A 26,620-nucleotide genomic window follows, 5' to 3' on the forward strand; every position below is an offset into this window, starting at 1 on the left:
TAACCAACTTAAAGGAGACAAGATGAAAAAAATTATCGTTTTAATGACAAGTTTGCTTCTGTTGACAGGCTGCGTCAAAGTATCGTTTACTGGCCCGAAAAAAGAAGAAAAGACCAGCCAGTCAACCAGCAGAAAAAAAGAACCCCTCACATTTGTCAGAGCCGACCAGTACAAAGATCAGAACAACGAAGTCTTGGAAGCATCTGAGAAATTTATCAAGGAACATCCAATGCTTGGAGAACCTGGAAAATTATTTGTATTTTTCCCAGGCTATACCTTTGGAGATGAGGAAAATCGCTTCGCCTTGTTCTTTATCGTGAATCGTACTACTACAACCATCGATCGTGATGGATCCTTTGTTCTGAATTTGGAATATGATGGGGAGCCACTTTTCAAAGATGTCACAGTTGACTATGAAATCAACGAATCTGGTGTATTGAAACCCAATACGGTTGCAGCCATGCCTATCAAAATCACCAAGGAACAAGAAGAAAAAATGAAGAGCATGAACGATTCATCTAAAGCTAAAATGAGTTTCAAAGACTTCAAATTTAAAGATAAGTAGAAGAAGAAGTCGGTCTTACAAGCGATCTTAAAATAAAAGATATAAAATAATCGCTTTTATAAAAGAAATTCGTTTTCAAAGCGCAAAAATACTTGTCTTTGTCTGATAGAAGTGATATACTAAGAGAGTTGACTATGCACATGCCTGTGCAACCGCTCGAACATCGTCGCTCATTTCCATGAGAGTAAGTGGTTCGTCCCACGATGCTAGGCGAGTCTTCACAAAAATACGGGGAAACCCAAAAATACATAGGAGGTGCATAATGAGCACATACGCAATCATTAAAACTGGCGGAAAACAAGTTAAAGTTGAAGTTGGTCAAGCTATCTACGTTGAAAAATTGAACGTTGAAGCTGGTCAAGAAGTTACATTTAACGAAGTTGTTCTTGTTGGTGGTGAAAACACTGTTGTCGGAACTCCACTTGTTTCAGGAGCTACTGTTGTTGGAACTGTTGAAAAACAAGGAAAACAAAAGAAAGTTGTTACTTACAAGTACAAACCTAAAAAAGGTAGCCACCGTAAACAAGGTCACCGTCAACCTTACACTAAAGTTGTCATCAACGCTATCAACGCTTAGTTTTAGGAGAACACATGATACAAGCAGTCTTTGAACGAGCCGAAGATGGCGAGCTGAGGAGTGCAGAAATCACTGGGCACGCTGGAAGCGGTGAATACGGCTTTGATGTCGTGTGTGCATCGGTTTCGACTCTAGCCATTAACTTTGTCAACTCTGTTGAGAAATTTGCAGGCTACGAACCGGATCTAGAATTAAACGAAGAAGAAGGTGGCTTCCTTCGGGTGACGATCCCGACAGATATTCCACCTCATCAAAGAGAAATGACCCAACTATTCTTTGAATCATTTTTCTTAGGGATGGCAAACTTATCGGAGAACTCATCGGAGTTCGTCCAAACAAGAGTTATCACAGAAAACTAACATGGAGGAAAACAATTATGTTGAAATTGAATCTTGCTAACTTGCAACTTTTCGCCCACAAAAAAGGTGGAGGTTCTACATCAAACGGACGTGATTCACAAGCAAAACGTCTTGGAGCTAAAGCAGCTGATGGACAAACTGTAACAGGTGGATCTATCCTTTACCGTCAACGCGGTACTCACATCTACCCAGGTGTGAACGTTGGACGTGGTGGAGACGATACTTTGTTCGCAAAAGTTGAAGGCGTAGTACGCTTCGAACGTAAAGGTCGCGATAAAAAACAAGTTTCTGTTTACCCAATCGCAAAATAATTGCTTTAGATAGCATAAAATAAGGCTCTCCGAATATAACGGAGAGCCTGTTTTTTTGTTTTGATACCCACAGTGATACCCATATTCTAAAAACCAATGTAGGAAGCAAATTTGTCAGCAACTTCATTTTTTGCTTTTTGGGTGACGTGAGCATATATGTCCATCGTTGTTTGTATATTTTCATGCCCTAGTCGTTCCTGGACCTCTTTGATAGTTGCCCCAGCCTCAAACAGTAGGGAGCAATGTGTATGTCTGAATCCGTGAGGAGTGATACGCTTGAAGTCAGGGTATCTTCTCCAAACTCTATTCAGCAAGTTATTGACATGTACAATACTTTTAGGGCTGCCCGATTCATTTTTAAATAATAAGCCTTTTGTACTGAATTTGTGCCAATCTTTTAAAATATTAATAGTCTTTGGATCCAGCGATATTGTTCGCTGGCTTTTTTTCGTTTTTGGAGTTTGAAATATGATTTTATTGTTTTCTCCCTTGGCTAGTGTTTGATTAACTTTTAGTTGTCCGCTCTCTAAATCAATATCGGTCCATCTTAATGCACCAACCTCATTCTTCCTCATTCCTGTGAAAGCTAACAGACGGAAGAAAGTGAGCATTTCTATGTCATCAAGTTCCTGGACCATTTCGAAAAAAGTTTTCAACTCTTCTTTATTATAGAATTGTTCAAGCTCTTCCTTATCCTTCTTTTTTCTTTTTGGTTTTAGAGTTTTTCTCATTGGGTTGCTATCAATCAATTCCATAGATATTGCATAATCAAATAACTGATTAGCAATGCTGATGATCCCAAAAAAACGCTTATATTCTTCAGCCCACTTATTAACCTGAGTTTGACACATTGTCAAACTTATTTTATTTATAGGTTTGTCTCCAAAATGAGGGATAATAAGTCTGTCTGCTTTATCAATTTGGCTAACATAGGTTGATTCTTTTACGGTATTTCTATAATGCTCTTTCCAAGTTTCATATACCTGTTTGAAAGTAGTAGTGGTATTTCTGCTTCTAAAGGTTTTCTTCTCATAATCAGATAAACATTTAGCTTCAGCCATTCTAGCTTCTCGTTCGGTTTTAAAACCACGTCTAAGAGTAACAATCTTCTTGCCAGTCAATGGATCAATTCCATGATAGGCTTTAAAATAGTAGGCGAAACCATCACCTTTTTTATATTTTTTGATCATTGATTTTTACCTCATTTCTTGTTAAAATGGGTATAAGAAAAAGACCTTTTGAATGGCTTTTCTTACACCGTATTCCTCACACTCAATTTTTGACGAAGGCGAGTGTGGGGATTTACTTAACCATCTTAAAGGGAGGAGTACAAATGAAGTACATTCAAATTATAACAGGTTATTTGTCACTTTATTCAGTAATCTCTCTAACAATAGGTTTGATTAATACACTTTTTGCATTTATTGTTTTTCTATTTTTTATATTGGCTTTAAAAATTATTCCACATCCAATATCTACTCGGAATCCGTTTGCGTTTGGTCTTCGTTTGCGTAGGATACATTGGGAGAATCAATAGTAATATCTAATTCTCGAATTTGATGAGAATCATTTAAAGACAGTTCCAACAGTTTATTCTCTGCTTCCTTAATTTGAATTCTTCTTTCGATGTCGTGCAATTCGACATCTTTTTCTTTTGTCTCTAGATCTATCATTGCACTATCATTTTCAATTTTAAGTTTTCTTTTTTCTTCCAATCTTTCACCAATAGAAATCAGAGTAGGTACAACACCCTTTATTTTAGCTATTTTAATATCTACGTCTCCAAAAAGTACAGCCAAAGATAAAATACCATAATTTAAAAAATCTTTATGATCAGAAACAAATTTGACAATTGTGGTTAGATTAATATCGCCAGGACTTTCCACATTTGTAGTAACCGTTATTTCTTCATCTAGTTTTTCATTCCTGATAAGATCAATTACAGAATATAGGCTTTTCCACATTTGTGATGTAATAGGTTTTTCTGTATTTACATTCAGCTTTAGATTCAATTTACCTTCTTTTAGATAGAGAGGAGAAATTAAACCGTCAATATATTTTGAATACTGTGTAACTTCAATAATTGATTGGTGCATTGTTAGAGTACTATATAGAAATTTAGGATTAATTTTTCTTCTAGGGACTTCGTTAATCCATTTGATCTTCCTTCTTTTTGAATCAGTAGTAGTATCAAATTCATAATTGAGAGATGATTCTTCAGGTAAGTGAACTTCTTTCACCTCTCCTGTGATTTGTCCAATTAAAAAATAGTTTGATTTATACGAAGGGACAATAACATAGTCCCCTATTGTCATTTCTTCAATAAAACTATATAATCTATTGGCAGCAAATGCTATTTTGTGTTTTGTCCAATTGTCATCTTTGTGTTCAGCCAAAATTTGCATTTTGTAGTACTCGATATTTTTTTCTTTCGTCAACAATAAAGTTGATGATTGTAATTTCTCTAATGTTATTTCATTATGGTGCACAGAAATAAAACTATGATGCTTAAAATGTTCGTAATACTTACCCCCATCTGCACGTACTAGCCAATATCTGGTATTAGATTTAAGTTCGATCAGTTCAATTTTTTTATCCATATTATTTTTTCCTCATTCCAACTAATTGTTAATTATTTTCATCTTGCCATTATGCTCTTGGGCAATCGTTGTTTTATCTGCGTCAGAAACTCTAACTGTTAATTCTGGGTTATCTTTATTTAGGTTAACTTCATAGTTATTTTCTGCTGCCCATTTTTTAAACAGCTCATTTTTTTGTTTAAGAAATGAATTGGCAAGATAGATTTTACGGCTTACACTTTCATATTTCCACGCCTCTCCAACACGGACTGAAACAATACTAGTATTTCCACCTGTAATAAACTCTATTTTATTACCACGGTCTAAGACTTCAGCATTTTTTCGTAAATAAATTGCGAATTCTTCCCCGAGTTCATCTGTCATTATAAAAGTGTTTTTCTTAGTAGTGGTAGGAGTTTCTGCGCTACTTGTAGTTTTTGATTTTGGTTTAGTTAGAGAACCTATACCGCCAATAATAACCAAAATAGAAAATATAATAAACCAAATTTGCTTATAAAAAGGCTTACTTTTTTTCATTTGAATCCTCCTATTTAACTAATTAGTGAATTATACTCATCTTTGACCATTGTTTCATCAGCAATGGTCTTTAATTTGTACTTTTCCATAAATTTTATGTAATTGAAATCCCTGACATCTTCCATTAATTGTAATTCTTCTTCCAGCTTTTACAAGGGTGGCTTTTTTATTTGTTTTCTAAAATTTGGATCTTTTCTGTAAGGTCGTTTATCTTTGCAACATCGCTATTCAGGTTATTGATGTAATAATTAACCTCGTCATTTATATCGCTATAAATGCTGTACCCATTGATACCCTGAAAGTAATTGATGATATTTCTGCAAAAGCGAGCATGCTCGTTATAATAAGCAAGTTCTGATCTCAGGATTTTTATTTCAAATTCCTGCTTGTTCCAGTTAGGGAAATCGACATCAAGATTTACTGGAAAATTCTTTATAGAGTGTATTTCCCATAGAGCATGGTATTTATCAGCAATCTCTTTACCTTCTTGGCTCGGTTTTGTCCGTTCCCCATCGTCCAATAACAAGCCCTTATCTTTAAATTCCTTTGTCAATTTTTCTGCATTTAGGTTGTAGTCAGAGAAGAAGTATTTAGGGATGGTTATAGATGATTTTCTGCCTGTTTTTGTATTTCCCCACCAGACGAGCAGAAGCAACTCTCTCAATTTATAGCCTTCCGATGTCTGAAAACTATCGGTATAACGAGGTGAATCAAAAGACCGATCCCAAAAATCTTGCATTGTTGGTCTAGTCAAAAGTAAATCTACATATTCCTTTGTATAGTAGTCTGGGCCAGCATAAATGGTTGTTGTGACATTCACTCTTTCTGGCAAGACTCTTTTTTCTTTCTTTTTAAAGAGAAAGTCAAAAAATCCCATATTATTTCTCTCTTTTTTCCCTATACACATCCACGACTTTACCGATTATTCTGAAATCGCTGCCCGAATTGATCGGTATATCTTTGTATTTTTTGTTAAAACTTCTCAGATATGCCTTATCTTTCTCTATTATGAGTTGTTTGATGTATGCTTCCCCCTCGTAGTCAAATACTCCAACCGTACCACTTGGAAGCTCTACAGTCAATTTAACAAAGACATAGTCCCCAGATTTATATTCTGGTTCCATCGAATCTCCGTAAATTGGGCAGACAAAGTCAGCGTCCACCTTAACTGGTAGCTGGATTGTCTCTATCTGTACCTCATTTAGATATTGTCCTGTACCAGCAGAAACAGGCTGGTCGTAGTAGTTGTATGCGAAGTACTGAACAGACACTTCATGGACTTCAGCAAGTTTCTTCTTAGCTTGTTTTTGCTCCTCAAGTTGCCTCTCGGCACAAGTCAGTACATTACGCTGGTATGGTTCTGGGTCGAGTTGAGAAAGTATTTCTTCAACACTTTCAATAATCGAGTTATCTGATTGTTTTAAAATAGGAAACAGATCATCTATAGTGACATTAAGTGCGTTCGCTATTTTAAATAAAGTATTCTTCTTTGGAGTTCTAAAACCTTTTTCGTAATTAGCTATTGTTGTATTTCCCATTTCGATTAGATCAGCTAACTCCTTCTGAGTCAGACCTCTTTGGTCACGAAATTCCTTTATTTTTAACCCAATGTAAATGGCTAATTCTTGATCAGTCATATTCATCACCTTTTTTGTCCAATTTATAGGTAAATTATAACAAATACTTCACGTTTTGAAAAGTTTTTTTATTTTTTCGATAAAAAACTATTGATGCTTCACGAATCGTGAAGCATAATATAGTCAAGGTTAAGGAATTAACCAAAACAAAAGAAAGGAAGGACAGTATGCTGAACCGAAGGCAAAAGAAAAAAGGCCCTTGGTTGACACAACCAAGAGCCACAGTCATATCGGCGATCATAGCACTAATCGCCGTGATACTTCAACTCTTATTTAAATAAGAGTTACGCACGAAGTTGTAGGAGGGGCGCAAGCCCCGACCCTACGACTTAAGTTTAGCATACTGTCCAGATAAAAGCAATGGACGACAAAAGATGGGAAATCGGTGGTTTAATCGCTGTAGGAGTGATTATTGTAATTGTAATCTTAAATTTAATTAAGTAGGAGGTGCAGAAAAATGGCGAATGAAGTAGAAAAAACAGCCATCAATGAAGTGTTGAGGACTGTTGCACTAATTAATAAAAAAATTGAAGAAGTCATTGAATTGCAACGTCAACAAGATCTAGCTATTTTTTATCTTCGTGGTGTTCTTGATGCGAAGGATCAAGTTTTATAGTGTAGAATGAGGAAAACAGAATGAAACCAAAACGATATCCGTATAGTGGAGAAAAAAAGCCTATCGAAAATCCGATAGACTCCCTAACACGAATCTGTAGACTTGAATCTCAAGTGACAAGTCTAGCAAATCATGAAATATTCAAGATACCATCTTCACGTTCTTCAACTGTATAGCCAGCGCTGGTACACTCTGAAATGATTTCATCTTTAGGGATGGAATATATTGCAGGGTCTACACAACAAACTTTAAACGATGGATCGCTTAGAACATCTTGAATAAAAGAATCTAAATGATCCCATCCATAGCTAAAACAATTCTTTTGAGGTCTAGGTCGTAATCGTGGCATAGTTTTCCTCCTTTCTATTAGAATTTTGACTAAAACGGTGAGAGGTCTCAGTCAAATATATTATAGCAATCAAGGAGAAAATATCATCCGTCTTAAGAATGATATAGGAGGTTAAATGGAGGATAAAATCATAGAGCTGGCTGATTACTTTATCAGCGAATCTAAAACATACAGAGAAGCTAAAATAGCGTGTGAAAAGCTATTAAAACAAGTCACCCATGAGATAGAACTCAGGGCGCTAGAAAGTGAGACGAGATAATGGTATTTATTTTGACGATTTTGACAAATATGCTAATAACTTTTATTTTCTTAAATCTTTATAGTCGGTATTTAGCCAAGGAACTAAAGAAAATTGAAGACAGAGTTCTTGTTTATCTTCAATTAAAAACTATGTTACAAAAAGATTCTCCGAGTTCGGTCAAAGAGTAGTGAGAATGTTCAAATACAACTTCTTCGTCGTCTGATAAATTGGGTAGTAAATCATTTAGATTGTTTGGAAAAGTGTTTGTGAAAGTATTTATGATGTTCGTGAAGTGTGGGTGTACTAATTGTGTTTTCCTATGAAATCTTATTAAATTTGAGCTTTCAAGTAATGATAAATCTAACATTTTTTGATTATCTGAATAATTATCAAATAATAAAAAATCTTGCCCTAAATTTCTTGAAGAATAGTCAGATTTATTTTCTATTTTTAAACTAACTAGAGGAACGACAGATCCTCTATTGAAGTAGATATCTCTTAATAACCTTGCTTCTGCAACTGTCATATCAGCAATAATTGAACTATATTTAGGGCTTATGCCGGAATTTGTTCGACAGTCGATGGTAGAAGTAATTAGTTTTGTAAACATATTACGAATTTCTTCATCGTTTAACTGATATCTGGAATCTTCAATTGCTTTTAGTACCAGTCCGATTTTTGAATCATCGTGGAACTCTTCTGGTACGTTTTTTACAGAATATTGTATCTCTTGCTTAAAATGTTCTAAATCTGATTCACGCTGAATGTTAAATTTTCTCACTGGATCTAATGCAAGATGGAAGATTCCATCTAGTAGAGTTTTACTAGCCTCTCCGATAGAGGTGGCGATAGGTTTAGCAAGAGCATCTCCTGTTTCGTGAGAAATTGGGAGAGAGACAAAATGCGGATCATTTGGGTCAATAATATTCATAGGATCTCCTGGTCATTTTATAAAGTTATTTTATCGGACAATCATAATTGTATTATATTCTTAAAAACAATGCTTGTCAATATATTGTACAAACAAGGGATTTAATCTAAAACCAGCACAATATATAGTGCAATAGCATATATAAGCACAAAAGGTAAAAAAATAAAGCTAGATAAGGAGAAAAAGGCTATGCTTTGGAAAAAAATATCTGAAAAAATTTCAGAAAGAAATTGGACAGTTTATAAACTTTGTTTAAAAGCAGGTATCGGGCCTGCTGGTATCTATCGTTTAAGAGATGGAGAATTGAAAGATTTGTATTTTGATACTGTAAAAAAAATAGCTGATGCACTGGAGGTCAGCTTGGACGAATTTAGATAGGAGGTGAAAGAATGCAGATTCTGCTATATAAGTTGAGAAAAGAACACGGCCTTTCTCAAAGAGAAATGGCAAAATTGATAAATAAAAGTGAAGTTTCTTATCGAAATAAAGAATTAGGGAAGACGGACTTCACTCAAAGTGAGATGTTCATAATCGCTCGACATTTCAATAAAGAGTTGGGCGATATATTTACACCCTAAACTTCACGAAACATGAAATTTAAGAAAGGAGAATTTATGAATAAATTAGAAAGAACAGCCCTCAATGAAATACTGAGGACCGTGACATATATTGCTGAGAAGTTGGATGAATTGGATATTAAGGTTTCTCAATTAGAAGAAGTGAAAGACAATGCTTCATCAGCGTCGTAATCTGCTGCGATAAATTGAGCTGCTGAGAGAATGAATTTCTTTAAATCTTGGATATCTTTGTCATCATGCCTGCGGACATAGTGAGTCTCATCATTACCGATCCAGGCAACAGATTTTGCCAAGGCTTGAATTTTCGGAAAATCGTTTAAGTATTCAGCAATTACTTGTCCAAGCATAATCGCTTTAATTTTATCTTCATCGTCTTTATTTTTAGATATTGCGTAATCTTTTATGAGAAATTCTGCCGCTTTACGATAGCCGACGCCTGCAATTTGATTCAATACCTCAGCTTCAGCAACGGTTGCTTGGGAATAGATTTCGACAAAAACAGGAGAAACTTTTTCTATATTTTCAGGGAGTTTTACTTTGATAGGTGGACGGTAGCTGTATTTAGCAATTGAACAAAGTTCAGATCTAGATGTGAAAATATACTCGACAGCAAAGTATTTTTTACAAGCTGAGCGTGAGCAACGAAAAGTAACAACAAAGCGAGCATCTCCACTAGAGTAACTGTCCTCGCTATCTGAAACGTATATTATTTCAGGCGAGATATTTTTTCCACAATGTGGGCAATATTCAGGGTATTCAAATTTTACTGTCTGGTGACCTGCACCATGGAACGAAACGCTAGCCGTTTTCATATTTTATCTCCAATCAAATTATTATCTTTATTATATCAAATTTAGAAAGGAAAAAGCGTGTGAACGAAATTACTTTATCAAATAATCTATCTCAGATAGAACTTGAAATCAGCCATCACAAACAAATTGCTGGTCAGTCCATTTGGGAAATCGGTAGACGCTTGAACCATGTGAAAGTACATAATCTTGCACATGGTGAGTTCGGTAAATGGTTAGATACCATCAAGATTTCTCATAGTGAAGCCAGAAAGATGATGACAATTGCTCAACAACTTTCAAATCGTTCAACGTTGAACGACTTAGGAACATCAGCCCTCTACCTGATCGCAACTCTGCCAGAAGAAGAAAAGCAGGAGCAAATCCAACGGATCGAGGATGGCGACACTCCGACAGTTCGGGAGCTGAAAGAGGTCAAGAACAAACTCAAACTAAGTCAACAAGCGAATGAACTTCTACGGGACGAGAATGAGGCACTAAAGGCTTCTAAAGTCGAGGTGAGGGAAACAATCAAGGAGGTCGTTCCAGACGATTATGGAGCTACACGGGAGCTAAATAAGCGATTGTTATTGAAGAATCAAGAGCTGTCTGACAGCATGAAAGCGATCGAGGAGCGTTCAGAGTTTATCACTAACAAACTAAATGAGATGATGGCCCAGCGCGCAGAGGCTGATAAAAAATCTGCCCAGTACGATGAATTGACTCGAGCGATTGAAGAATCACGGGGTCAACTAAACACCGTACAGAAGCAGATTTCAGCTTACAAAAACATCACCAGTCTTTTGCAAAAAGGAAATGACTTTTTGGCAAGCATGGGCGGTCTGATCTACGCAGATGAGGAGAAAGTCCTCAAAGCAGACGGAATCATCCGAAATGAGTTTGACAGCTTTATCAGCCGTGGACTTCGATTTTTTAACGACTTGAACGACATCCGCAAAGAAAGCAACATTTTAGAAGGAGAATTTGAACAATGAACGAAATCGCTATGACACAAACAGAATTAATAGTGGAAGATACAATGATCCATGCATTGCAGGAACTAAAAAAGCTGAAAGAAGGGCAATCCATCTTATCAGCTGATGTCGATTATTTTAAAAATGATCAACCAGTGAATCCGTCAATTTGTTTAGCGCTTGAAAAAATGCGAAAACAAAAAGTTGTCGAATTGCTGGGTGGTAAAGATAGCCAAGCCTATAAGGATCGAAAATTTGCCCAGTCAGTATTTTCACAGGCTGCCAAAGACTTCAAAGAGTATTTCCGCATTCCACGCTATGACTTGCTGAAACGCAAAAATGAAGAACAAGTTTCTGTTTACCCAATCGCAAAATAAAAAGGTTCAGTGAACCTTTTTATCCCGAGCCTTGAAATATTAAGGTGAGGAAGCTAGAAATAGCATAAATCAAAGCTTTCCGGATTGACGGAAGGCTTTTTTCTTTTATCTATTATAAAAATATCATGTTTACTCTTGTTAATATAATGTTTGAATTTGTGTTTTTTGAAAAAAGTAGTATAATAGAGACAAATATAGTAGGAATGGAAGTAGTACCATGAAAGATAGCAGACATGTTGAAATTCTTCAGGAACTGGATCGAAAAAGTGTGGTATCGGTCAAAGAGCTCAAGGAACTTTTTGGGGTGACAGACATGACTATTCGTCGCGATCTGATCGATCTTGAAAAACAAGGTCTTTTAGTTCGTGTACATGGTGGGGCCCACAAAAAAGTCAAAGATAGCTTATTAGAAGCTTCACACAGTGAAAAAAATCTGATCAATATTGATGAGAAACGAACCATTGCCAAAAAATGTGCGGACTTGATCGAAAATGGGGATACCGTCTTTATTGGCTCTGGTACAACAACAGACTTTATCGGAGATTATTTGGAAGGGAAAGAAATTAGCATCGTCACCAACTCCCTGCCTATTTTTGAGAAGCTCAAGGATTTCCCGAATTATGACTTGATCTTAGTTGGTGGTCGCTACCGGGTAAAGACACAAACCTTTGTCGGTCAATTTGCCAATAAACTCTTGAAAGAAATCAAGGTTTCTAAAGCCTTTATCGGGGTGAATGGAATCGATGGCCATAGTGTCTCTACAGCTAATGAAGAAGAAGGAAATGGCAATGCCATTATTCTGAACAATGCGATAGAGAAATATGTGGTAGCTGATAACAGCAAGTTTGATAGCTATTCTTTCTACAGTTTCTATCGCGTGGAAGATCTAAATGCCATTATTACCGATGATAGTATTCCAAAGAAAATCAAAGACAAATACGCCTTGTATACGAAAATCATTTAAGATCAAGAGGCTGGGACAAAAGTCCTAGCCTCTCAATTGTATTTGGATTGTCGAGCAAGACGCAGTGGTTGAGTGGGCTCTACTACGCTGATTTCATCAGCTTTTACAGCCCTACTCAACTGTGCGGAGGTGGGACGACGAAATCGAATTCTAACGAATTACCGATTTCTGTCCCACTCTCTTTTTACTGATTTAATGATGTTGGAAAATGACGGATAGAAAGCGCTTTAGAATGATATATAAACAAAAATGAACAAATTTAGACAAAAAAAGATTGACAATCAATCAATATAGTGATATACTGAAGCCATAAATAAATAGTTAGATAAGGAGGTGGCAACAATGGGATTAAATCAACTCTTTAACAAAGATCTTGTGTTTTGCCTACATGCCAAGGATCAAACCGATCTCTTTGAGCAGGTAGCAAGCTTATTGGAAGAGCGACAGATTGTGACACCAACCTATCGTTCCGCTTTGATTGAGCGTGAAAAGTCTTTCCCGACTGGATTAGACATGGAATTTCTTGGTAAAGACTTACCAAATGTGGCGATCCCGCACACAGACATTGTCCATAATCTCACTGAGAATGTGGTGGTGGTTCGTTTGGATCAACCGGTAACTTTCCATAATATGATTGCTCCAGATAAGGAAGTTCAAGTTTCACTCTTATTCTTTATTATCAATAATACGAGCTCAAGCCAAACCAATATTTTGGCCCAACTGATGGATTTCTTTACATCCAATGGAAATCTCGAAGCTCTATCAAAATTAGATAGTGAAGATAAGCTTTATCAATACATTACGGAAACTATTTCCTAAAACATTCGTAAATATTTATAATGGAGGACATCCAAATGATTAAAATTTTAGCTGCCTGTGGTGCAGGCGTTAACTCTAGCCACCAAATTAAGAATGCGTTGGAAGAAGAGTTGTCAAACCGTGGTTATGATGTGCGTTGTGACGCTGTCATGGTCAAAGACGTCAATGAAGATTTGATTTCTGGTTATGACATCTTTACTCCAATTGCTGCAACTGATTTGGGATTCGATCCTGGTATTCCAGTGGTAGAAGCAGGACCAATCTTGTTCCGTATTCCAGCGATGAGTGCGCCAGTCTTTGATAACATCGAAGCTGCTATTAAAGAACATGGATTAAGTTAATATTTTTTTAAACACGATTGTAAGCGTTATCCAATTATAAAATTGGGAACGATTAAAGCCTAATATAACAAATTATAAATCGGGAGGATTTATTATGAATGGCATTATTGATTTTGCCAATAAGTTTTTCAAACCCATCCTAGACATGGGTGCACCGATCATCATGTTGATCGTCTTGACTTTATTGGCTCTCTTGTTTGGAGTGAAATTCTCCAAAGCCCTTGAAGGTGGTATTAAACTTGCCATCGCCCTTACTGGTATCGGTGCCATCATCGGTATGTTGAATGGAGCTTTCTCAGCGTCTCTTGCAAAATTCGTTGAGAACACAGGTATTCAATTGAATATCACTGACGTTGGTTGGGCACCTCTTGCGACCATCACTTGGGGGTCTGCCTGGACACTTTACTTCTTGTTGATTATGTTGATCGTCAACGTTATCATGCTTGCTATCAAGAAAACTGATACACTTGACGTCGATATCTTCGATATCTGGCACTTGTCTATCACTGGTCTTTTGATCAAATGGTATGCAGACAACAACGGTGTCAGCCAAGGTCTATCACTCTTCTTGGCAACTCTTGCAGTTGTCCTTGTAGGGATTATGAAAATCATCAACTCAGACTTGATGAAACCAACATTTGATGATTTGTTGAATGCACCAAGTTCATCACCTATGACTTCAACTCACATGAACTACATGATGAACCCAATCATCATGGTCTTGGATAAAATCTTTGACAAATTCTTCCCAGGTCTTGATAAATACGACTTCGACGCTGCTAAATTGAACAAGAAGATCGGTTTCTGGGGATCTAAATTCTTTATCGGTTTCCTTCTTGGTATCGTTATCGGTATCATGGGTACTCCACATCCAGTTGCTGGCGTGCAAGATGCTGACAAATGGGAATTGGTTATTAAAGGTTGGTTGAGCCTTGGTTTGACTGCCGGTGTCTGCTTGGAATTGTTCTCATTGATCGGTTCTTGGTTCATCGCAGCGGTAGAACCATTGTCACAAGGTATTACAAACGTTGCTACTAAACGTCTTCAAGGACGTAAATTCAACATCGGTTTGGACTGGCCATTTATCGCTGGTCGTGCTGAAATCTGGGCTTGTGCCAACGTACTTGCACCAATCATGTTGATCGAAGCAGTGCTTCTTTCTAAAGTCGGAAATGGTATCTTGCCACTTGCAGGGATCATCGCTATGGGTGTAACTCCAGCCTTGTTGGTTGTAACACGCGGTAAATTGATCCGTATGATCATCTTCGGAAGCCTTCTCTTGCCACTCTTCCTTCTTTCAGGTACATTGATTGCACCATTTGCAACTCAATTGGCTAAGAGTGTTGATGCCTTCCCTAAAGGGGTAGCTTCTACTCAATTGATCACTCACTCAACTCTTGAAGGACCAGTTGAAAAATTGCTCGGTTGGACAATCGGTAACGCAACAACTGGTGATATCAAAGCGATCCTTGGTGTAGTTGTCTTCTTGGCATTCTATATCGGAATCTTCGCTTGGTACAGAAAACAAATGATCAAACGTAACGAAGAATATGCTGCAAATGCAAAATAATCGTTTCATGTAGTTTGAAAACTGACACCATATCTTTTCTAGATATGGTGTTTTTATTTTTAAAAAATGTTCGAAAATAAACAATTTAATGTTGACTTTCGTTCAAAATAGGTGTAATATAATATCAAAAGTAAGAAAATGTTTCTTTGTGAAAAATTAACAACAGGAATATTTGCTGAAACAAACAAAAGGAGGACAGGACATGTCTATTGTAATTGGTGCAGATGCTGCAGGATTAAGATTAAAAGATCTCGTGAAAGAGTTTCTTGTAAAAGAAAACTTCGATGTTGTGGATGTAACCGCTGAAGGTCAAGATTTTGTAGATGTGACACTTGCAGTTGCGAGCGAAGTGAACAAAAACGATCAAAATCTTGGAATCGTGATTGATGCTTATGGAGCTGGTCCATTTATGGTTGCGACTAAAATCAAAGGAATGGTGGCAGCAGAAGTTTCAGATGAACGTTCTGCTTATATGACACGTGGACACAACAATTCTCGAATGATTACCATGGGAGCTGAAATTGTTGGGGATGAATTGGCGAAAAACATTGCCAAAGGCTTCGTCAATGGTAAATACGACGGCGGCCGTCACCAAATCCGTGTTGATATGTTGAATAAGATGTGCTAATGAGAGGAGAATTCAAATGAGAATTGCAATTGGTTGTGATCACATTGTGACAAATGAAAAAATGGCTGTTTCTGATTTTTTGAAATCAAAAGGATACGAAGTGCTCGACTTTGGGACTTATGACCATACACGTACCCACTATCCAATCTTTGGTAAGAAAGTCGGTGAAGCCGTAGCAAGTGGCCAAGCAGATCTTGGTGTTTGTATCTGTGGTACTGGTGTTGGGATTAACAATGCTGTTAACAAAGTACCTGGTATCCGTTCTGCCTTAGTACGCGATATGACAACTGCTCTTTATGCAAAAGAAGAATTGAACGCGAATGTCATCGGGTTTGGTGGTAAAATTACGGGTGAATTGCTCATGTGCGATATCATTGAAGCATTCATCCACGCTGAATACAAACCAACTGAAGAAAATAAAAAATTGATCGCTAAGATCCAACATGTGGAAACCCATAATGCTCATCAAGCGGATGCTGATTTCTTTACAGAATTCCTTGAAAAATGGGACCGTGGTGAATACCACGACTAAGAGGTGACGTATGATATTAACGGTCACGATGAACCCTTCGATTGATATTTCTTATCCTTTGGATGTACTCCAGTTGGATACAGTCAATCGTGTGGCTGAGGTGAGTAAGACAGCTGGTGGGAAAGGTCTTAATGTTACTCGTGTACTTTCTGAGATAAAGGATCCAGTGGCAGCGACCGGCCTACTTGGTGGTCGGACGGGGCAATTCATTCTCGATCATTTAGGAGAAGGGATAGAGGAACGTTTCTTTGAAATTGCTGGAGATACACGTAATTGTATCGCCATCCTTCACGAAGGCAAGCAAACAGAAATCTTAGAAAAAGGTCCAACCATTTCTGAGAAAGAAGGGCAAGGTTTCCTCGACCATTACCGTCACTTGATCGATCAAGTGGAAGTGGTTGCGATCTCAGGTAGTCTTCCTGCTGGTTTACCAGTGGATTATTATGCTAGCCTTGTCAAGATTGCAAGGGAAGCTGGAAAACCAGTCGTACTCGACTGCTCGGGAGCTTCTTTAGAAGCTGCGATTCAAGCAGATGTCAAGCCTACAGTCATTAAGCCTAACAATGAAGAGTTGTCTCAATTGTTAGGAAAAGAAGTGAGCAAGAATGTGGAAGACCTAAAAGAAATTCTTCAGGATGCTCTCTTTGATGGCATCGAATGGGTGATAGTCTCTCTTGGAGCAAATGGCGCTTTTGCGAAGCACGGGGATGTCTTCTATAAGGTAGATATTCCTAAGATTGATGTCGTCAATCCAGTCGGATCTGGTGATTCGACTGTTGCAGGAATTGCATCTGGTCTCTATCATCATGAGAGTGACGCAGACTTGCTCAAGAAAGCAAATGTTCTTGGAATGTTAAATGCGCAAGAAGCACAAACAGGACATGTCAACATGGGGCACTATGATGCCTTGTATCAACAATTAATCGTAAAAGAGGTATAAAATGGTATTAACAGAACAAAAACGCAACTATTTGGAACGTCTTAGTACAAAAGACGGTGTTATTTCAGCTTTGGCCTTCGACCAACGTGGGGCTTTGAAACGCTTGATGGCCAAATACCAGGACACTGAGCCAACTGTAGCACAAATGGAAGAATTGAAAGTTCTTGTAGCAGATGAATTGACAAAATATGCTTCATCAATGTTGTTGGACCCAGAATATGGTTTGCCTGCTACGAAAGCCTTGGACAAAGATGCTGGGCTCTTGCTTGCATACGAAAAGACTGGTTACGATACATCTAGCACCAAACGTTTGCCTGACTGCTTGAACCTTTGGTCAGCAAAACGCATCAAAGAACAAGGTGCAGATGCTGTGAAATTCTTGCTCTACTATGATGTAGATAGTGCAGAAGAACTCAACCAAGAAAAACAAGCTTATATCGAACGCATTGGTTCAGAATGTGTGGCAGAAGACATTCCATTCTTCCTTGAAATCTTGGCTTATGACGAAGGAATTGCGGATGCAACCTCTGCTGAATATGCAAAAGTGAAACCTCGTAAAGTCATTGAAGCTATGAAAGTCTTCTCAGATCCTCGTTTCAATATCGATGTATTGAAAGTAGAAGTTCCAGTTAATGTCAACTACGTGGAAGGATTTGGAGAAGGTGAAGTTGTCTATAGTCGTGAAGAAGCGGCTGCCTTCTTTAAAGAACAAGAAGAAGCAACCAACCTTCCATACATCTACCTCAGTGCTGGTGTATCAGCAAAACTCTTCCAAGAAACTTTGGAATTTGCTCATGCATCAGGTGCTAACTTCAACGGTGTCCTTTGTGGACGTGCGACATGGGCAGGTTCAGTAGAAGCTTACATCAAAGATGGAGAAGCAGCTGCTCGTGAATGGCTTCGTACAGAAGGTCGTCAAAATATTGAAGAATTGAATGCGGTCTTGGCTAAAGTGGCAACACCTTGGACAGAACGCGTGTAAGAAACAAATCGTTATTGCCTCCTAAAGCAACATTTAGAACATTGGAAGGAAGAAATTCCTTCCAATGTTCTTCATTATTTTTAGGCTTTGTTTATTTTTTATAAAAAATGTTTAAAAATTTTCGCTGTAAGGGTTTACAAAATAAAAAACTTATGATAGAATAAGTCCATAAGTTAAATAGCAGTGAGCGTTACTAAGTTAGATTAGGCGTGACCACAAGTAGATTGAACAATTAGCGTAGGCTAGTTTTTTCAGTTGCTTCGTGGTCATTTTTATTTGCTTTTAACAAATTTTGCAAAGGAGAGCCTCATGTATCGTATTATCCATCCAATGAACAATAATGTTGCTTTGGTTCAAAATGAGCTTCAACAAGAGTTAATTGTTGTTGGGAGTGGGATTGCTTTTGGGAAAAAGAAACATGATCTGGTAGCTGATGATAAGGTCGAAAAAGTATTTCGTTTAAACACGGATGAATCAAGAGAAAACTTTATGGCCCTTCTAAAGGATGTTCCTCTTGATTTCATCACAACCACTTATGAAGTGATTGATACCTTGTCTAAGAAATATGCCTATCCTGTTCAAGAATATATCTATGTGACACTAACAGATCACATCTTTTGTTCTTACCAGGCGGTTCAACAGGGAAGATACAAACACAGTGATCTACCTGATGCGTCTGCTATGCATCCGATCCCCTATAAAATCGCAAAGGAAGCGATTGAAATCTTTCGAGAGCGGCTCTTGGATCAATTTCCCGATGACGAAGTGAACCGCATCGCCTATCACTTCATCAATGCACAAGGGGAAGTCATTCATGAGCAGGATCCTGATGTCCAAGATCGCCAAGCGATTTTGAAAGCTGTAGAGGAAAAATTAGCTCAAAATGGATTGAAACGAAAAGAAGAGAACAGTCATTTCTACGATCGCTTTATGATCCATCTTAATTATTTCCTTGACTCCCTAGATAAGGGAAGAGAGGATCCTGAAGGCTTGAGCGAGATGGAACAACTGATCCAGCTAAGTTATCCAAAGGCTTATGAGATTAGTCATCAGATCTACCAAACCATCGCTGAACAGACTGGAGCTAAGATATCTCCTAATGAAAAAGTCTATTTAGCCTTGCATATTCAACGTCTATTATAAAATTTTTAAAAAGGTTATCATAAGGAGGAACCAACATGAATAAAGAAGAAGTCCAATTACTTGGGTTTGAAATTGTCGCTTATGCCGGTGACGCTCGATCAAAATTGATAGAAGCATTAAAAGCTGCTGAAAATGGTGATTTTGCGAAAGCAGAATCCTTAGTAGAAGAAGCGGGTAGCTGTATCGCTGAGGCTCACAAATCTCAAACGACCATGCTAGCGCAAGAAGCTGCAGGAGAAGAAATCCCCTATAGCATCACCATGATGCATGGTCAAGACCATCTCATGACAACGATCTTATTAAAAGACGTGATTCACCATCTGATTGAACTGTATAAAAGAGGAGCAAAATAATGAATAAACTGATTGAACTAATTGAAAAAGGGAAACCTTTCTTTGAAAAGATTTCTCGAAACAAATATTTGCGAGCGATTCGGGACGGCTTTATTGCAGGGATGCCTGTGATCCTCTTCTCATCTATCTTCATCCTAATTGCGTATGTACCAAACGCTTGGGGATTCCATTGGTCTAAAGATATTGAAACTTTCTTGATGACTCCATATAGCTATTCTATGGGCATCTTGGCCTTCTTCGTTGGTGGGACAACGGCTAAGGCTTTGACTGATTCAATGAACCGTGACCTCCCAGCAACCAACCAAATCAACTTCATTTCTACAATGTTGGCTTCTATGGTTGGCTTCTTGCTCATGGCTGCTGAACCTGCTAAAGATGGCGGATTCTTAACAGCATTCATGGGGACTAAAGGGTTGTTAACAGCCTTTATTGCAGCCTTTGTTACAGTTAATGTTTATAAGGTCTGTGTGAAAAATAATGTGACGATTCGCATGCCGGACGAGGTTCCACCAAATATTTCACAAGTATTTAAAGACTTGATTCCATTTACATTGTCAGTTGTACTCTTGTATGCACTTGAATTAGTTGTGAAAGCAAGCCTTCATGTAACGGTTGCTGAATCAATCGGTACCCTTCTTGCTCCACTATTCTCAGCAGCAGATGGTTACGTCGGTATTACGATTATTTTTGGTGCCTTTGCATTCTTCTGGTTTATTGGTATTCACGGCCCATCTATCGTTGAGCCTGCGATTGCAGCGATTACTTATGCAAATGCCGAAGTCAACTTGAACCTTCTTCAACAAGGTATGCACGCTGATAAGATCCTTACATCTGGTACACAAATGTTTATCGTCACTATGGGTGGTACTGGTGCAACTCTTGTTGTTCCGTTCATGTTTATGTGGTTATGTAAATCAAAACGAAATCGTGCTATTGGACGTGCTTCAGTAGTTCCTACATTCTTCGGTGTAAACGAACCAATCTTGTTTGGTGCACCACTTGTTTTGAACCCAATCTTCTTTATCCCATTCATCTTTGCACCAATTGCAAACGTATGGATCTTTAAGTTCTTTATTGAAACACTTGGCATGAACTCATTTACTGCCAACCTTCCATGGACTACACCAGGACCTCTTGGTATTGTTCTTGGTACAAACTTCCAGTTCTTATCATTCGCTCTTGCAGCATTGTTAATTGTAGTAGATATTGTTATCTACTATCCATTCCTCAAGGTTTATGATGAACAAATTCTTGAAGAAGAACGTTCAGGTAAAACTAATGATGAATTAAAAGAAAAGGTAGCTGCAAACTTTAACACTGCAAAAGCAGATGCTATTCTTGAAAAAGCTGGAGTTGAAGGTGAACCAGTTCAAAACAATATCACAAAAGAAACAAACGTATTGGTTCTTTGTGCCGGTGGTGGAACTAGTGGACTTCTTGCCAATGCTTTGAATAAAGCTGCTGCAGAATACAATGTTCCTGTGAAGGCTGCTGCTGGTGGTTACGGTGCTCACCGTGAAATGTTGCCAGAATTTGACCTTGTTATCCTTGCTCCTCAAGTAGCTTCAAACTATGAAGATATGAAGGCTGAAACAGATAAACTTGGAATCAAATTGGCTAAGACTGAAGGAGCTCAATACATCAAGTTGACTCGTGATGGTAAAGGCGCTCTTGCATTCGTTCAAGAACAATTTCAATAATAAATACATTTACTGTTGATTAAAGTGAGATGGAGAAGGATTGCTCACTTACTCCTCTCCATCTTGCTTTATTTTTATTTTATGATTGAGAAGGGGAAACTTATGTCAAAAACATTACCTAAAGATTTTATTTTCGGTGGCGCAACAGCAGCTTACCAGGCAGAAGGTGCGACTCATACTGACGGAAAAGGACCAGTTGCATGGGATAAATATTTAGCAGACAACTATTGGTATACTGCTGAACCAGCAAGTGATTTCTACCATAAATATCCGGTAGACTTACAGTTGGCTGAAGAATATGGCGTAAACGGAATTCGTATTTCTATTGCTTGGTCACGTATTTTCCCAACTGGATATGGTGAAGTCAATCCAAAAGGGGTAGAATTCTATCATAAGTTATTTGCAGAATGTCATAAACGTCATGTAGAACCATTCGTAACTCTTCATCACTTTGATACTCCTGAAGCTCTTCACTCAAACGGAGACTTCTTGAATCGTGAAAATATCGAACACTTCGTAGATTATGCGGCCTTCTGTTTTGAAGAATTCCCAGAAGTCAACTATTGGACAACCTTTAATGAAATTGGACCAATCGGTGATGGTCAATACTTAGTAGGTAAATTCCCACCAGGTATTCAATATGACCTTGCCAAAGTCTTCCAATCTCACCACAATATGATGGTTTCTCATGCACGTGCTGTGAAATTGTACAAAGACAAAGGGTATGAAGGTGAAATCGGGGTTGTTCACGCCCTTCCAACTAAGTATCCATTGGATCCTAAAAATCCTGCAGACGTTCGTGCTGCTGAGTTGGAAGATATCATCCATAACAAGTTTATTCTAGATGCAACCTATCTTGGACACTATTCAGATGCAACCATGGAAGGGGTAAACCACATTCTTTCAGTTAATGGTGGTAGTCTGGATCTTCGGGACGAAGACTTTGCATCACTTGAAGCAGCTAAAGATTTGAACGACTTCCTTGGAATTAACTACTACATGAGTGATTGGATGGAAGCCTTTGATGGCGAAACAGAAATCATTCATAATGGTAAAGGGGAAAAAGGAAGCTCTAAATACCAAATCAAAGGTGTTGGACGTCGTGTAGCTCCTGACTATGTACCTCGTACTGACTGGGACTGGATCATCTACCCTCAAGGTTTGTATGATCAAATCATGCGTGTCAAGAAAGATTATCCAAATTACAAGAAGATCTACATCACTGAAAACGGACTTGGATACAAAGATGAGTTTGTGGACAATACGGTTTATGACGATGGCCGGATTGATTATGTGAAACAACACTTGGAAGTCTTGTCGGATGCGATTGCTGATGGTGCAAACGTCAAAGGATACTTCATCTGGTCTCTTATGGACGTCTTCTCTTGGTCTAATGGTTACGAAAAACGCTATGGTCTCTTCTATGTAGACTTTGAAACCCAAGAGCGCTATCCGAAGAAATCGGCTCATTGGTACAAGAAAGTAGCTGAAACTCAAGTGATTGAATAAGTATCAACTGGAACTGTTTTAGTTCCAGTTTTTTTATTTTCACTTGATGAAGGTCTCTTAAACGCATCTCTTCTTTCAGCCCCTAATTTATGGTATAATAGATCGATACTGTAATAAGGAAAATAGAATGAATATACAACAATTACGATATGTAGTGGCGATTGCCAATAGTGGTACTTTTCGTGAGGCTGCTGAAAAAATGTATGTGAGTCAGCCGAGCTTGTCTATTTCAGTACGCGATCTGGAAAAGGAACTGGGCTTTAAAATTTTTCGTCGAACTAGTTCGGGGACATTTTTGACCCGTCGGGGAATGGAATTTTATGAAAAAGCGCAGGACGTGGTTAAGGGGTTTGATATTTTTCAAAATCAATATGCCAGTCCTGAAGAAGAGAAGAAAGAATTCTCTATTTCTAGTCAACACTATGACTTCTTGCCACCATTGATGACGGAATTCTCGATCCGCTATCCGGAAAATAAAAACTTCCGCATCTTTGAGTCAACGACGGTCCAAATTTTGGATGAAGTGGCTCAAGGGCATAGTGAGTTGGGGATTATTTATCTCAACCGTCAAAATACCAAGGGAATTATGCAACGGGTTGATAAATTAGGACTTGAAGTGGTGGATTTGATTCCTTTTCAGACTCATATTTACCTTCGCAAGGGACACCCTCTGGCTAAGAAGAAAAAACTGGTCATGGAAGATCTAGCTCAATTGCCAACTGTTCGCTTTACCCAAGAAAAAGATGAGTACCTCTATTATTCAGAGAATTTTGTCGATACCAGTTCGAGCTCCCAAATGTTCAATGTAACCGACCGGGCCACCTTGAATGGGATCTTGGAGCGGACAGATGCTTATGCGACAGGATCAGGCTTTTTAGATAGCCAGTCAGTGAATGGTATTACCGTGATTCCTTTAGAAGACAACTTGGACAATAAAATGGTCTATGTCAAACGCGAAGAGATGGATCTCTCCCCTGTAGCAGAGAAGTTTGTCGAGGTCATGGTAGAGTATTTTGATCAAAAGAGGTAAGAAATGAAGAGAAAAATAATGGTTCCAGTAGCAATTGTGCTATTGGTCCTACTGGATCAGTTGGTCAAATGGTATGTAGTCAAGAACATTCCACTGGGTGTCGTTAAGTCTTTTATTCCCCATGTGGTCAGCCTGACCTATCTTCAAAACACAGGTGCAGCTTTTTCACTTCTTGAAAATCAGCAATGGTTCTTTACCCTCATCACTCTAGTCGTGATGGTAGGGGCCTTTTACTATCTTTATAAGCACCTTAAGGGGTCGCTTTGGATGGTGATGGGCTTGACCTTGGTGATTGCAGGTGGCTTGGGGAATTTTATCGATCGCCTGCGTCAGGGCTTTGTGGTCGATATGTTCCACCTGGATTTTATGAATTTTGCCATTTTTAATGTAGCAGATAGTTATTTGACAGTTGGAGTTTTCTTGCTCCTGATCCTGATGTTGAAAGAGGAAACGCATGGAAATTAAAATCGAAGTAGCCGGTGCGCGACTGGATAAGGCTTTGGCGGATTTGACTCCCTTGTCACGAGCTGTAGCCAATGAGCAGATCAAAGAAGGAAAAGTTCTGGTCAATGGAACTGTGAAAAAAGCTAAGTATACGGTCAAAGAAGGAGACATCATCCAGTATGAAGTCCCAGAAGTGGAAGAGGTCAGCTATGAAGCAGAAGATCTGCCCTTAGACATCGTCTATGAGGACCAGGATGTCGTCGTCGTCAATAAACCCCAAGGCATGGTTGTTCACCCGAGTGCCGGCCACACCAGCGGGACCTTGGTCAATGCACTGTTATACCATGTCAAGGACCTTTCAGGGATCAATGGAGAATTGCGTCCAGGGATCGTTCATCGGATCGACAAAGACACGTCAGGCCTCTTGATGGTCGCAAAAAATGACCAAGCCCACGTCGCCTTAGCAGAGGAACTCAAAGACAAAAAATCTCTCCGGAAGTATTGGGCCATTGTCCATGGCAATCTTCCTAACGATCGGGGCATGATCGAAGCACCAATTGGTCGCAGTGAAAAGGACCGGAAAAAACAAGCAGTGACGGCTAAAGGAAAACCTGCAGTGACCCGTTTTCAAGTCTTGGAACGCTTTGGGGATTACACGCTGGTAGAGTTGCAACTGGAGACTGGTCGGACCCACCAAATTCGGGTGCATATGGCCTATATTGGCCATCCAGTAGCTGGAGATCCTGCTTATGGACCTAAGAAAACACTCAAAGGACAAGGACAGTTTCTTCATGCGCGGACACTTGGTTTCACCCACCCTCGCACAGGAGAGACTTTGGAATTTACAGCAGAAGTGCCAGCGATCTTTGAGAAAACGCTGGAAGACCTTCGAAAAGGATAATGAAGAATGGGAGTGGGACAGAAATCGGTAATTCGTTAGAATTCGATTTCGTTGTCCCACCTCCGCACAGTTGAGTAGGGCTGTAAAAGCTGATGAAATCAGCGTAGTAGAGCCCACTCAACCACTGCGTCATACTATTATTACTATCAAACATTGAGAGCTGGACAGTTTTTGTCCAGCCTCACTTTCATTACATACGAAATAAATAGTATTAGAAAGAATCACAGCGATGAAAGCAAAACGAATCGTCTTTAAAGTAGGGACCTCGTCTTTGACCAATCCAGACGGGAGCCTCTCTAGACAGAAGGTCAAGGTCATCACCCAGCAGTTGGCTCTCTTACACGAATCGGGCCATGAGTTGATCTTGGTCTCATCAGGGGCGGTTGCTGCTGGGTTTGGTGCCCTTGGTTTTAAGAAACGGCCGACTAAGGTGGCAGACAAGCAAGCCTCTGCGGCAGTTGGTCAAGGTTTATTGATGGAAGAATATACCTCTAATCTTCTTTTACGCAATATTGTTTCTGCACAGATTTTATTAACCCAGGATGACTTTGCGGATCAACGTCGCTATAAGAATGCCCACCAGGCCCTTTCTGTCTTACTCAACCGTGGGGCGATTCCGATTATCAATGAAAATGATACGGTCTCTATCGCTGAGCTAAAAGTTGGTGACAATGATACCTTGAGTGCGCAGGTTGCGGCCATGGCCCAAGCGGATCTTTTGGTGCTGTTGACGGATGTCGATGGCCTCTATACAGCCAATCCTTCTCAGGATCCAACAGCCAAGCGTTTGGAGCGGATCGAGCACATTTCTCGCGAGATGATCGAGATGGCTGGAGGTGCGGGTAGTAGCAATGGAACTGGCGGTATGCTGACCAAACTCAAGGCAGCGACCCTGGCGACAGAGTCTGGGGTTCCTGTCTATATTTGCTCATCTCTCAAGCCTGATGCCTTGATCGAAGCGGCGCAAGAGCAAGCAGATGGCAGTTACTTCCTTGCAGAGGACAAGGGTTTAAAAACCCAGAAGCAATGGCTAGCCTTTTATGCAGAAAGTAAAGGAGCTCTTTGGGTGGATGCTGGAGCGGCTGAGGCCTTGTTGCAATATGGAAAGAGCTTATTAATTTCGGGTGTGACTAAGGCAGAAGGGGATTTTTCTTATCAAGACATCGTCAGCGTCTATCATCAAGAGTCAGGACAATTACTAGGGAAAGGGAAAGTTCGTCTCGGCCAGTCGGCTGTGCGCGATATGCTCCAATCTAAAAAAGCCAAGGGAATCCTCATCCACCGGGATGATTGGATCTCGGTAACTCCTGAGATTGAACTACTCTTTACAGAATTTTAGAGGAAT

General features: G+C 38.9%; 35 protein-coding genes, 1 pseudogene and 1 other annotated feature. Of the genes and pseudogenes, 27 read left to right on the forward strand and 9 right to left on the reverse strand.

The window, feature by feature from the left end; translation table 11 throughout:
• Positions 1 to 22 precede the first annotated feature (22 nt).
• From NML76_RS00310 to rpmA, 4 genes are all read left to right on the forward strand, one after another.
• The gene (locus NML76_RS00310) at positions 23 to 565 is read left to right on the forward strand and encodes a hypothetical protein (protein WP_254732382.1); all 543 of its coding nucleotides are present in this window, start codon (positions 23 to 25) and stop codon (positions 563 to 565) included.
• Positions 566 to 705: 140 nt separating this feature from the next.
• Positions 706 to 793: a sequence feature (ribosomal protein L21 leader region), on the forward strand.
• Between the two features lie 34 nt (positions 794 to 827).
• Entirely contained in the window at positions 828 to 1,142 is a 315-nt protein-coding gene (gene rplU, locus NML76_RS00315; RefSeq protein WP_003002830.1) for a 50S ribosomal protein L21, read from the forward strand.
• Between the two features lie 14 nt (positions 1,143 to 1,156).
• Positions 1,157 to 1,501, forward strand: coding sequence for a ribosomal-processing cysteine protease Prp (locus NML76_RS00320; protein ID WP_003002581.1), 345 nt, complete (start codon positions 1,157 to 1,159; stop codon positions 1,499 to 1,501).
• A gap of 17 nt (positions 1,502 to 1,518) precedes the next feature.
• Entirely contained in the window at positions 1,519 to 1,812 is a 294-nt protein-coding gene (gene rpmA, locus NML76_RS00325) for a 50S ribosomal protein L27 (protein WP_003002805.1), read from the forward strand.
• Positions 1,813 to 1,898: 86 nt separating this feature from the next.
• Here rpmA and NML76_RS00330 read toward each other — a convergent pair whose 3' ends face one another.
• From NML76_RS00330 to NML76_RS00355, 6 genes and pseudogenes are all read right to left on the reverse strand, one after another.
• A complete protein-coding gene (locus tag NML76_RS00330) occupies positions 1,899 to 3,002 on the reverse strand; it encodes a site-specific integrase (RefSeq protein ID WP_254732383.1) in 1,104 nt (367 codons plus the stop codon).
• A gap of 285 nt (positions 3,003 to 3,287) precedes the next feature.
• Positions 3,288 to 4,412, reverse strand: a complete 1,125-nt coding sequence (locus tag NML76_RS00335; protein ID WP_254732385.1) for a hypothetical protein — start codon at positions 4,410 to 4,412, stop codon at positions 3,288 to 3,290.
• A gap of 21 nt (positions 4,413 to 4,433) precedes the next feature.
• Positions 4,434 to 4,928 (reverse strand): hypothetical protein, encoded by a 495-nt coding sequence (locus NML76_RS00340; protein WP_254732386.1) that lies wholly within the window; start codon positions 4,926 to 4,928, stop codon positions 4,434 to 4,436.
• 14 nt (positions 4,929 to 4,942) lie between these two features.
• Positions 4,943 to 5,074, reverse strand: a pseudogene (locus tag NML76_RS00345) (ImmA/IrrE family metallo-endopeptidase); the annotation flags it as partial.
• A gap of 20 nt (positions 5,075 to 5,094) precedes the next feature.
• Positions 5,095 to 5,805 (reverse strand): hypothetical protein, encoded by a 711-nt coding sequence (locus NML76_RS00350; protein ID WP_254732388.1) that lies wholly within the window; start codon positions 5,803 to 5,805, stop codon positions 5,095 to 5,097.
• A gap of 1 nt (position 5,806) precedes the next feature.
• The gene (locus NML76_RS00355; RefSeq protein ID WP_151378784.1) at positions 5,807 to 6,565 is read right to left on the reverse strand and encodes an XRE family transcriptional regulator; all 759 of its coding nucleotides are present in this window, start codon (positions 6,563 to 6,565) and stop codon (positions 5,807 to 5,809) included.
• 457 nt (positions 6,566 to 7,022) lie between these two features.
• Here NML76_RS00355 and NML76_RS00360 point away from each other — a divergent pair, with 457 nt between their 5' ends.
• Positions 7,023 to 7,181: a hypothetical protein gene (locus tag NML76_RS00360; RefSeq protein WP_254732390.1), complete on the forward strand. Its 159-nt coding sequence runs from the start codon at positions 7,023 to 7,025 to the stop codon at positions 7,179 to 7,181.
• Positions 7,182 to 7,311: 130 nt separating this feature from the next.
• Here NML76_RS00360 and NML76_RS00365 read toward each other — a convergent pair whose 3' ends face one another.
• Positions 7,312 to 7,530 (reverse strand): hypothetical protein, encoded by a 219-nt coding sequence (locus tag NML76_RS00365; protein ID WP_151378785.1) that lies wholly within the window; start codon positions 7,528 to 7,530, stop codon positions 7,312 to 7,314.
• Positions 7,531 to 7,645: 115 nt separating this feature from the next.
• Between NML76_RS00365 and NML76_RS00370 the strand changes: the two genes are divergently transcribed.
• Positions 7,646 to 7,789 carry a hypothetical protein gene (locus NML76_RS00370; RefSeq protein ID WP_254732392.1) on the forward strand — a complete coding sequence of 48 codons (144 nt, stop codon included), beginning with the start codon at positions 7,646 to 7,648 and terminating at the stop codon, positions 7,787 to 7,789.
• 118 nt (positions 7,790 to 7,907) lie between these two features.
• Here NML76_RS00370 and NML76_RS00375 read toward each other — a convergent pair whose 3' ends face one another.
• Positions 7,908 to 8,702, reverse strand: a complete 795-nt coding sequence (locus tag NML76_RS00375) for a DUF4393 domain-containing protein (protein ID WP_254732394.1) — start codon at positions 8,700 to 8,702, stop codon at positions 7,908 to 7,910.
• Between the two features lie 189 nt (positions 8,703 to 8,891).
• On the opposite strand from NML76_RS00375, the gene NML76_RS00380 reads away from it, so the two are divergent.
• Genes NML76_RS00380 through NML76_RS10210 form a run of 3 tightly spaced genes read left to right on the forward strand, consistent with a single transcriptional unit; the run spans position 8,892 to position 9,451 of the window.
• Positions 8,892 to 9,080 (forward strand): helix-turn-helix transcriptional regulator, encoded by a 189-nt coding sequence (locus NML76_RS00380; RefSeq protein WP_151378787.1) that lies wholly within the window; start codon positions 8,892 to 8,894, stop codon positions 9,078 to 9,080.
• Between the two features lie 11 nt (positions 9,081 to 9,091).
• Complete coding sequence (locus NML76_RS00385) at positions 9,092 to 9,280, forward strand: helix-turn-helix transcriptional regulator (RefSeq protein ID WP_151378788.1); 189 nt, start codon at positions 9,092 to 9,094, stop codon at positions 9,278 to 9,280.
• Between the two features lie 36 nt (positions 9,281 to 9,316).
• Positions 9,317 to 9,451, forward strand: a complete 135-nt coding sequence (locus NML76_RS10210; RefSeq protein ID WP_302851170.1) for a hypothetical protein — start codon at positions 9,317 to 9,319, stop codon at positions 9,449 to 9,451.
• Here NML76_RS10210 and NML76_RS00390 read toward each other — a convergent pair.
• Entirely contained in the window at positions 9,409 to 10,092 is a 684-nt protein-coding gene (locus NML76_RS00390; RefSeq protein ID WP_254732396.1) for a DUF4145 domain-containing protein, read from the reverse strand. The two genes, NML76_RS10210 and NML76_RS00390, sit on opposite strands and share 43 nt — an antisense overlap.
• A gap of 59 nt (positions 10,093 to 10,151) precedes the next feature.
• On the opposite strand from NML76_RS00390, the gene NML76_RS00395 reads away from it, so the two are divergent.
• The 18 genes from NML76_RS00395 to proB all read left to right on the forward strand — a co-directional run bounded on the left by NML76_RS00395 (position 10,152) and on the right by proB (position 26,614).
• The gene (locus NML76_RS00395; protein WP_254732398.1) at positions 10,152 to 11,063 is read left to right on the forward strand and encodes a DUF3102 domain-containing protein; all 912 of its coding nucleotides are present in this window, start codon (positions 10,152 to 10,154) and stop codon (positions 11,061 to 11,063) included.
• The gene (locus NML76_RS00400; protein WP_254732400.1) at positions 11,060 to 11,419 is read left to right on the forward strand and encodes an ORF6C domain-containing protein; all 360 of its coding nucleotides are present in this window, start codon (positions 11,060 to 11,062) and stop codon (positions 11,417 to 11,419) included. Before NML76_RS00395 ends, NML76_RS00400 begins: the two co-directional genes overlap by 4 nt.
• 217 nt (positions 11,420 to 11,636) lie before the next feature.
• Positions 11,637 to 12,383: a DeoR/GlpR family DNA-binding transcription regulator gene (locus tag NML76_RS00405; RefSeq protein WP_023918371.1), complete on the forward strand. Its 747-nt coding sequence runs from the start codon at positions 11,637 to 11,639 to the stop codon at positions 12,381 to 12,383.
• A gap of 342 nt (positions 12,384 to 12,725) precedes the next feature.
• Positions 12,726 to 13,202 (forward strand): PTS sugar transporter subunit IIA, encoded by a 477-nt coding sequence (locus tag NML76_RS00410; protein WP_023918370.1) that lies wholly within the window; start codon positions 12,726 to 12,728, stop codon positions 13,200 to 13,202.
• A gap of 35 nt (positions 13,203 to 13,237) precedes the next feature.
• Positions 13,238 to 13,543: a PTS sugar transporter subunit IIB gene (locus tag NML76_RS00415; RefSeq protein ID WP_003002828.1), complete on the forward strand. Its 306-nt coding sequence runs from the start codon at positions 13,238 to 13,240 to the stop codon at positions 13,541 to 13,543.
• Positions 13,544 to 13,637: 94 nt separating this feature from the next.
• Positions 13,638 to 15,113, forward strand: coding sequence for a PTS transporter subunit IIC (locus tag NML76_RS00420; protein ID WP_045759559.1), 1,476 nt, complete (start codon positions 13,638 to 13,640; stop codon positions 15,111 to 15,113).
• Positions 15,114 to 15,315: 202 nt separating this feature from the next.
• Complete coding sequence (gene lacA / locus NML76_RS00425) at positions 15,316 to 15,741, forward strand: galactose-6-phosphate isomerase subunit LacA (protein WP_003007724.1); 426 nt, start codon at positions 15,316 to 15,318, stop codon at positions 15,739 to 15,741.
• A 16-nt stretch (positions 15,742 to 15,757) separates the two neighbouring features.
• Positions 15,758 to 16,273, forward strand: a complete 516-nt coding sequence (lacB, locus tag NML76_RS00430; RefSeq protein WP_003002763.1) for a galactose-6-phosphate isomerase subunit LacB — start codon at positions 15,758 to 15,760, stop codon at positions 16,271 to 16,273.
• Positions 16,274 to 16,283: 10 nt separating this feature from the next.
• Positions 16,284 to 17,213 carry a tagatose-6-phosphate kinase gene (locus NML76_RS00435; protein ID WP_254729265.1) on the forward strand — a complete coding sequence of 310 codons (930 nt, stop codon included), beginning with the start codon at positions 16,284 to 16,286 and terminating at the stop codon, positions 17,211 to 17,213.
• Position 17,214: 1 nt separating this feature from the next.
• Positions 17,215 to 18,195, forward strand: a complete 981-nt coding sequence (gene lacD / locus NML76_RS00440; protein WP_049484016.1) for a tagatose-bisphosphate aldolase — start codon at positions 17,215 to 17,217, stop codon at positions 18,193 to 18,195.
• Between the two features lie 309 nt (positions 18,196 to 18,504).
• Entirely contained in the window at positions 18,505 to 19,338 is an 834-nt protein-coding gene (locus NML76_RS00445; protein ID WP_070466123.1) for a PRD domain-containing protein, read from the forward strand.
• Between the two features lie 35 nt (positions 19,339 to 19,373).
• On the forward strand, positions 19,374 to 19,691 hold the full coding sequence (locus tag NML76_RS00450; RefSeq protein ID WP_049498249.1) for a PTS lactose/cellobiose transporter subunit IIA: 318 nt from the start codon (positions 19,374 to 19,376) through the stop codon (positions 19,689 to 19,691).
• Complete coding sequence (locus NML76_RS00455; RefSeq protein WP_254732402.1) at positions 19,691 to 21,391, forward strand: lactose-specific PTS transporter subunit EIIC; 1,701 nt, start codon at positions 19,691 to 19,693, stop codon at positions 21,389 to 21,391. Before NML76_RS00450 ends, NML76_RS00455 begins: the two co-directional genes overlap by 1 nt.
• 102 nt (positions 21,392 to 21,493) lie before the next feature.
• Positions 21,494 to 22,900 (forward strand): 6-phospho-beta-galactosidase, encoded by a 1,407-nt coding sequence (gene lacG / locus NML76_RS00460; RefSeq protein ID WP_254732404.1) that lies wholly within the window; start codon positions 21,494 to 21,496, stop codon positions 22,898 to 22,900.
• A gap of 127 nt (positions 22,901 to 23,027) precedes the next feature.
• Positions 23,028 to 23,930, forward strand: a complete 903-nt coding sequence (locus NML76_RS00465; RefSeq protein ID WP_003001728.1) for a LysR family transcriptional regulator — start codon at positions 23,028 to 23,030, stop codon at positions 23,928 to 23,930.
• A 3-nt stretch (positions 23,931 to 23,933) separates the two neighbouring features.
• Positions 23,934 to 24,395, forward strand: coding sequence for a signal peptidase II (lspA, locus tag NML76_RS00470; RefSeq protein WP_023918362.1), 462 nt, complete (start codon positions 23,934 to 23,936; stop codon positions 24,393 to 24,395).
• Positions 24,385 to 25,275 (forward strand): RluA family pseudouridine synthase, encoded by an 891-nt coding sequence (locus tag NML76_RS00475; RefSeq protein ID WP_023918361.1) that lies wholly within the window; start codon positions 24,385 to 24,387, stop codon positions 25,273 to 25,275. The genes lspA and NML76_RS00475 overlap by 11 nt, the downstream gene beginning before the upstream one ends.
• A gap of 229 nt (positions 25,276 to 25,504) precedes the next feature.
• A complete protein-coding gene (proB, locus tag NML76_RS00480; RefSeq protein ID WP_254732406.1) occupies positions 25,505 to 26,614 on the forward strand; it encodes a glutamate 5-kinase in 1,110 nt (369 codons plus the stop codon).
• Positions 26,615 to 26,620 lie beyond the last annotated feature (6 nt).

It is taken from the genome of Streptococcus sp. CF8_Ac1-9 (assembly GCF_024295565.1).
In the GTDB taxonomy this organism is placed as follows: domain Bacteria; phylum Bacillota; class Bacilli; order Lactobacillales; family Streptococcaceae; genus Streptococcus; species Streptococcus parasanguinis_X.

What these genes read in the sequence shown, in the direction of transcription:
- NML76_RS00310 (WP_254732382.1), top strand. Translation starts at nt 23, where the DNA reads ATGAAAAAAATTATCGTTTTAATGACAAGTTTGCTTCTGTTGACAGGC.
- rplU (WP_003002830.1), top strand. Translation starts at nt 828, where the DNA reads ATGAGCACATACGCAATCATTAAAACTGGCGGAAAACAAGTTAAAGTT.
- NML76_RS00320 (WP_003002581.1), top strand. Translation starts at nt 1,157, where the DNA reads ATGATACAAGCAGTCTTTGAACGAGCCGAAGATGGCGAGCTGAGGAGT.
- rpmA (WP_003002805.1), top strand. Translation starts at nt 1,519, where the DNA reads ATGTTGAAATTGAATCTTGCTAACTTGCAACTTTTCGCCCACAAAAAA.
- NML76_RS00330 (WP_254732383.1), bottom strand. Translation starts at nt 3,002, where the DNA reads ATGATCAAAAAATATAAAAAAGGTGATGGTTTCGCCTACTATTTTAAA.
- NML76_RS00335 (WP_254732385.1), bottom strand. Translation starts at nt 4,412, where the DNA reads ATGGATAAAAAAATTGAACTGATCGAACTTAAATCTAATACCAGATAT.
- NML76_RS00340 (WP_254732386.1), bottom strand. Translation starts at nt 4,928, where the DNA reads ATGAAAAAAAGTAAGCCTTTTTATAAGCAAATTTGGTTTATTATATTT.
- NML76_RS00350 (WP_254732388.1), bottom strand. Translation starts at nt 5,805, where the DNA reads ATGGGATTTTTTGACTTTCTCTTTAAAAAGAAAGAAAAAAGAGTCTTG.
- NML76_RS00355 (WP_151378784.1), bottom strand. Translation starts at nt 6,565, where the DNA reads ATGACTGATCAAGAATTAGCCATTTACATTGGGTTAAAAATAAAGGAA.
- NML76_RS00360 (WP_254732390.1), top strand. Translation starts at nt 7,023, where the DNA reads ATGGCGAATGAAGTAGAAAAAACAGCCATCAATGAAGTGTTGAGGACT.
- NML76_RS00365 (WP_151378785.1), bottom strand. Translation starts at nt 7,530, where the DNA reads ATGCCACGATTACGACCTAGACCTCAAAAGAATTGTTTTAGCTATGGA.
- NML76_RS00370 (WP_254732392.1), top strand. Translation starts at nt 7,646, where the DNA reads ATGGAGGATAAAATCATAGAGCTGGCTGATTACTTTATCAGCGAATCT.
- NML76_RS00375 (WP_254732394.1), bottom strand. Translation starts at nt 8,702, where the DNA reads ATGAATATTATTGACCCAAATGATCCGCATTTTGTCTCTCTCCCAATT.
- NML76_RS00380 (WP_151378787.1), top strand. Translation starts at nt 8,892, where the DNA reads ATGCTTTGGAAAAAAATATCTGAAAAAATTTCAGAAAGAAATTGGACA.
- NML76_RS00385 (WP_151378788.1), top strand. Translation starts at nt 9,092, where the DNA reads ATGCAGATTCTGCTATATAAGTTGAGAAAAGAACACGGCCTTTCTCAA.
- NML76_RS10210 (WP_302851170.1), top strand. Translation starts at nt 9,317, where the DNA reads ATGAATAAATTAGAAAGAACAGCCCTCAATGAAATACTGAGGACCGTG.
- NML76_RS00390 (WP_254732396.1), bottom strand. Translation starts at nt 10,092, where the DNA reads ATGAAAACGGCTAGCGTTTCGTTCCATGGTGCAGGTCACCAGACAGTA.
- NML76_RS00400 (WP_254732400.1), top strand. Translation starts at nt 11,060, where the DNA reads ATGAACGAAATCGCTATGACACAAACAGAATTAATAGTGGAAGATACA.
- NML76_RS00405 (WP_023918371.1), top strand. Translation starts at nt 11,637, where the DNA reads ATGAAAGATAGCAGACATGTTGAAATTCTTCAGGAACTGGATCGAAAA.
- NML76_RS00410 (WP_023918370.1), top strand. Translation starts at nt 12,726, where the DNA reads ATGGGATTAAATCAACTCTTTAACAAAGATCTTGTGTTTTGCCTACAT.
- NML76_RS00415 (WP_003002828.1), top strand. Translation starts at nt 13,238, where the DNA reads ATGATTAAAATTTTAGCTGCCTGTGGTGCAGGCGTTAACTCTAGCCAC.
- NML76_RS00420 (WP_045759559.1), top strand. Translation starts at nt 13,638, where the DNA reads ATGAATGGCATTATTGATTTTGCCAATAAGTTTTTCAAACCCATCCTA.
- lacA (WP_003007724.1), top strand. Translation starts at nt 15,316, where the DNA reads ATGTCTATTGTAATTGGTGCAGATGCTGCAGGATTAAGATTAAAAGAT.
- lacB (WP_003002763.1), top strand. Translation starts at nt 15,758, where the DNA reads ATGAGAATTGCAATTGGTTGTGATCACATTGTGACAAATGAAAAAATG.
- NML76_RS00435 (WP_254729265.1), top strand. Translation starts at nt 16,284, where the DNA reads ATGATATTAACGGTCACGATGAACCCTTCGATTGATATTTCTTATCCT.
- lacD (WP_049484016.1), top strand. Translation starts at nt 17,215, where the DNA reads ATGGTATTAACAGAACAAAAACGCAACTATTTGGAACGTCTTAGTACA.
- NML76_RS00445 (WP_070466123.1), top strand. Translation starts at nt 18,505, where the DNA reads ATGTATCGTATTATCCATCCAATGAACAATAATGTTGCTTTGGTTCAA.
- NML76_RS00450 (WP_049498249.1), top strand. Translation starts at nt 19,374, where the DNA reads ATGAATAAAGAAGAAGTCCAATTACTTGGGTTTGAAATTGTCGCTTAT.
- NML76_RS00455 (WP_254732402.1), top strand. Translation starts at nt 19,691, where the DNA reads ATGAATAAACTGATTGAACTAATTGAAAAAGGGAAACCTTTCTTTGAA.
- lacG (WP_254732404.1), top strand. Translation starts at nt 21,494, where the DNA reads ATGTCAAAAACATTACCTAAAGATTTTATTTTCGGTGGCGCAACAGCA.
- NML76_RS00465 (WP_003001728.1), top strand. Translation starts at nt 23,028, where the DNA reads ATGAATATACAACAATTACGATATGTAGTGGCGATTGCCAATAGTGGT.
- lspA (WP_023918362.1), top strand. Translation starts at nt 23,934, where the DNA reads ATGAAGAGAAAAATAATGGTTCCAGTAGCAATTGTGCTATTGGTCCTA.
- NML76_RS00475 (WP_023918361.1), top strand. Translation starts at nt 24,385, where the DNA reads ATGGAAATTAAAATCGAAGTAGCCGGTGCGCGACTGGATAAGGCTTTG.
- proB (WP_254732406.1), top strand. Translation starts at nt 25,505, where the DNA reads ATGAAAGCAAAACGAATCGTCTTTAAAGTAGGGACCTCGTCTTTGACC.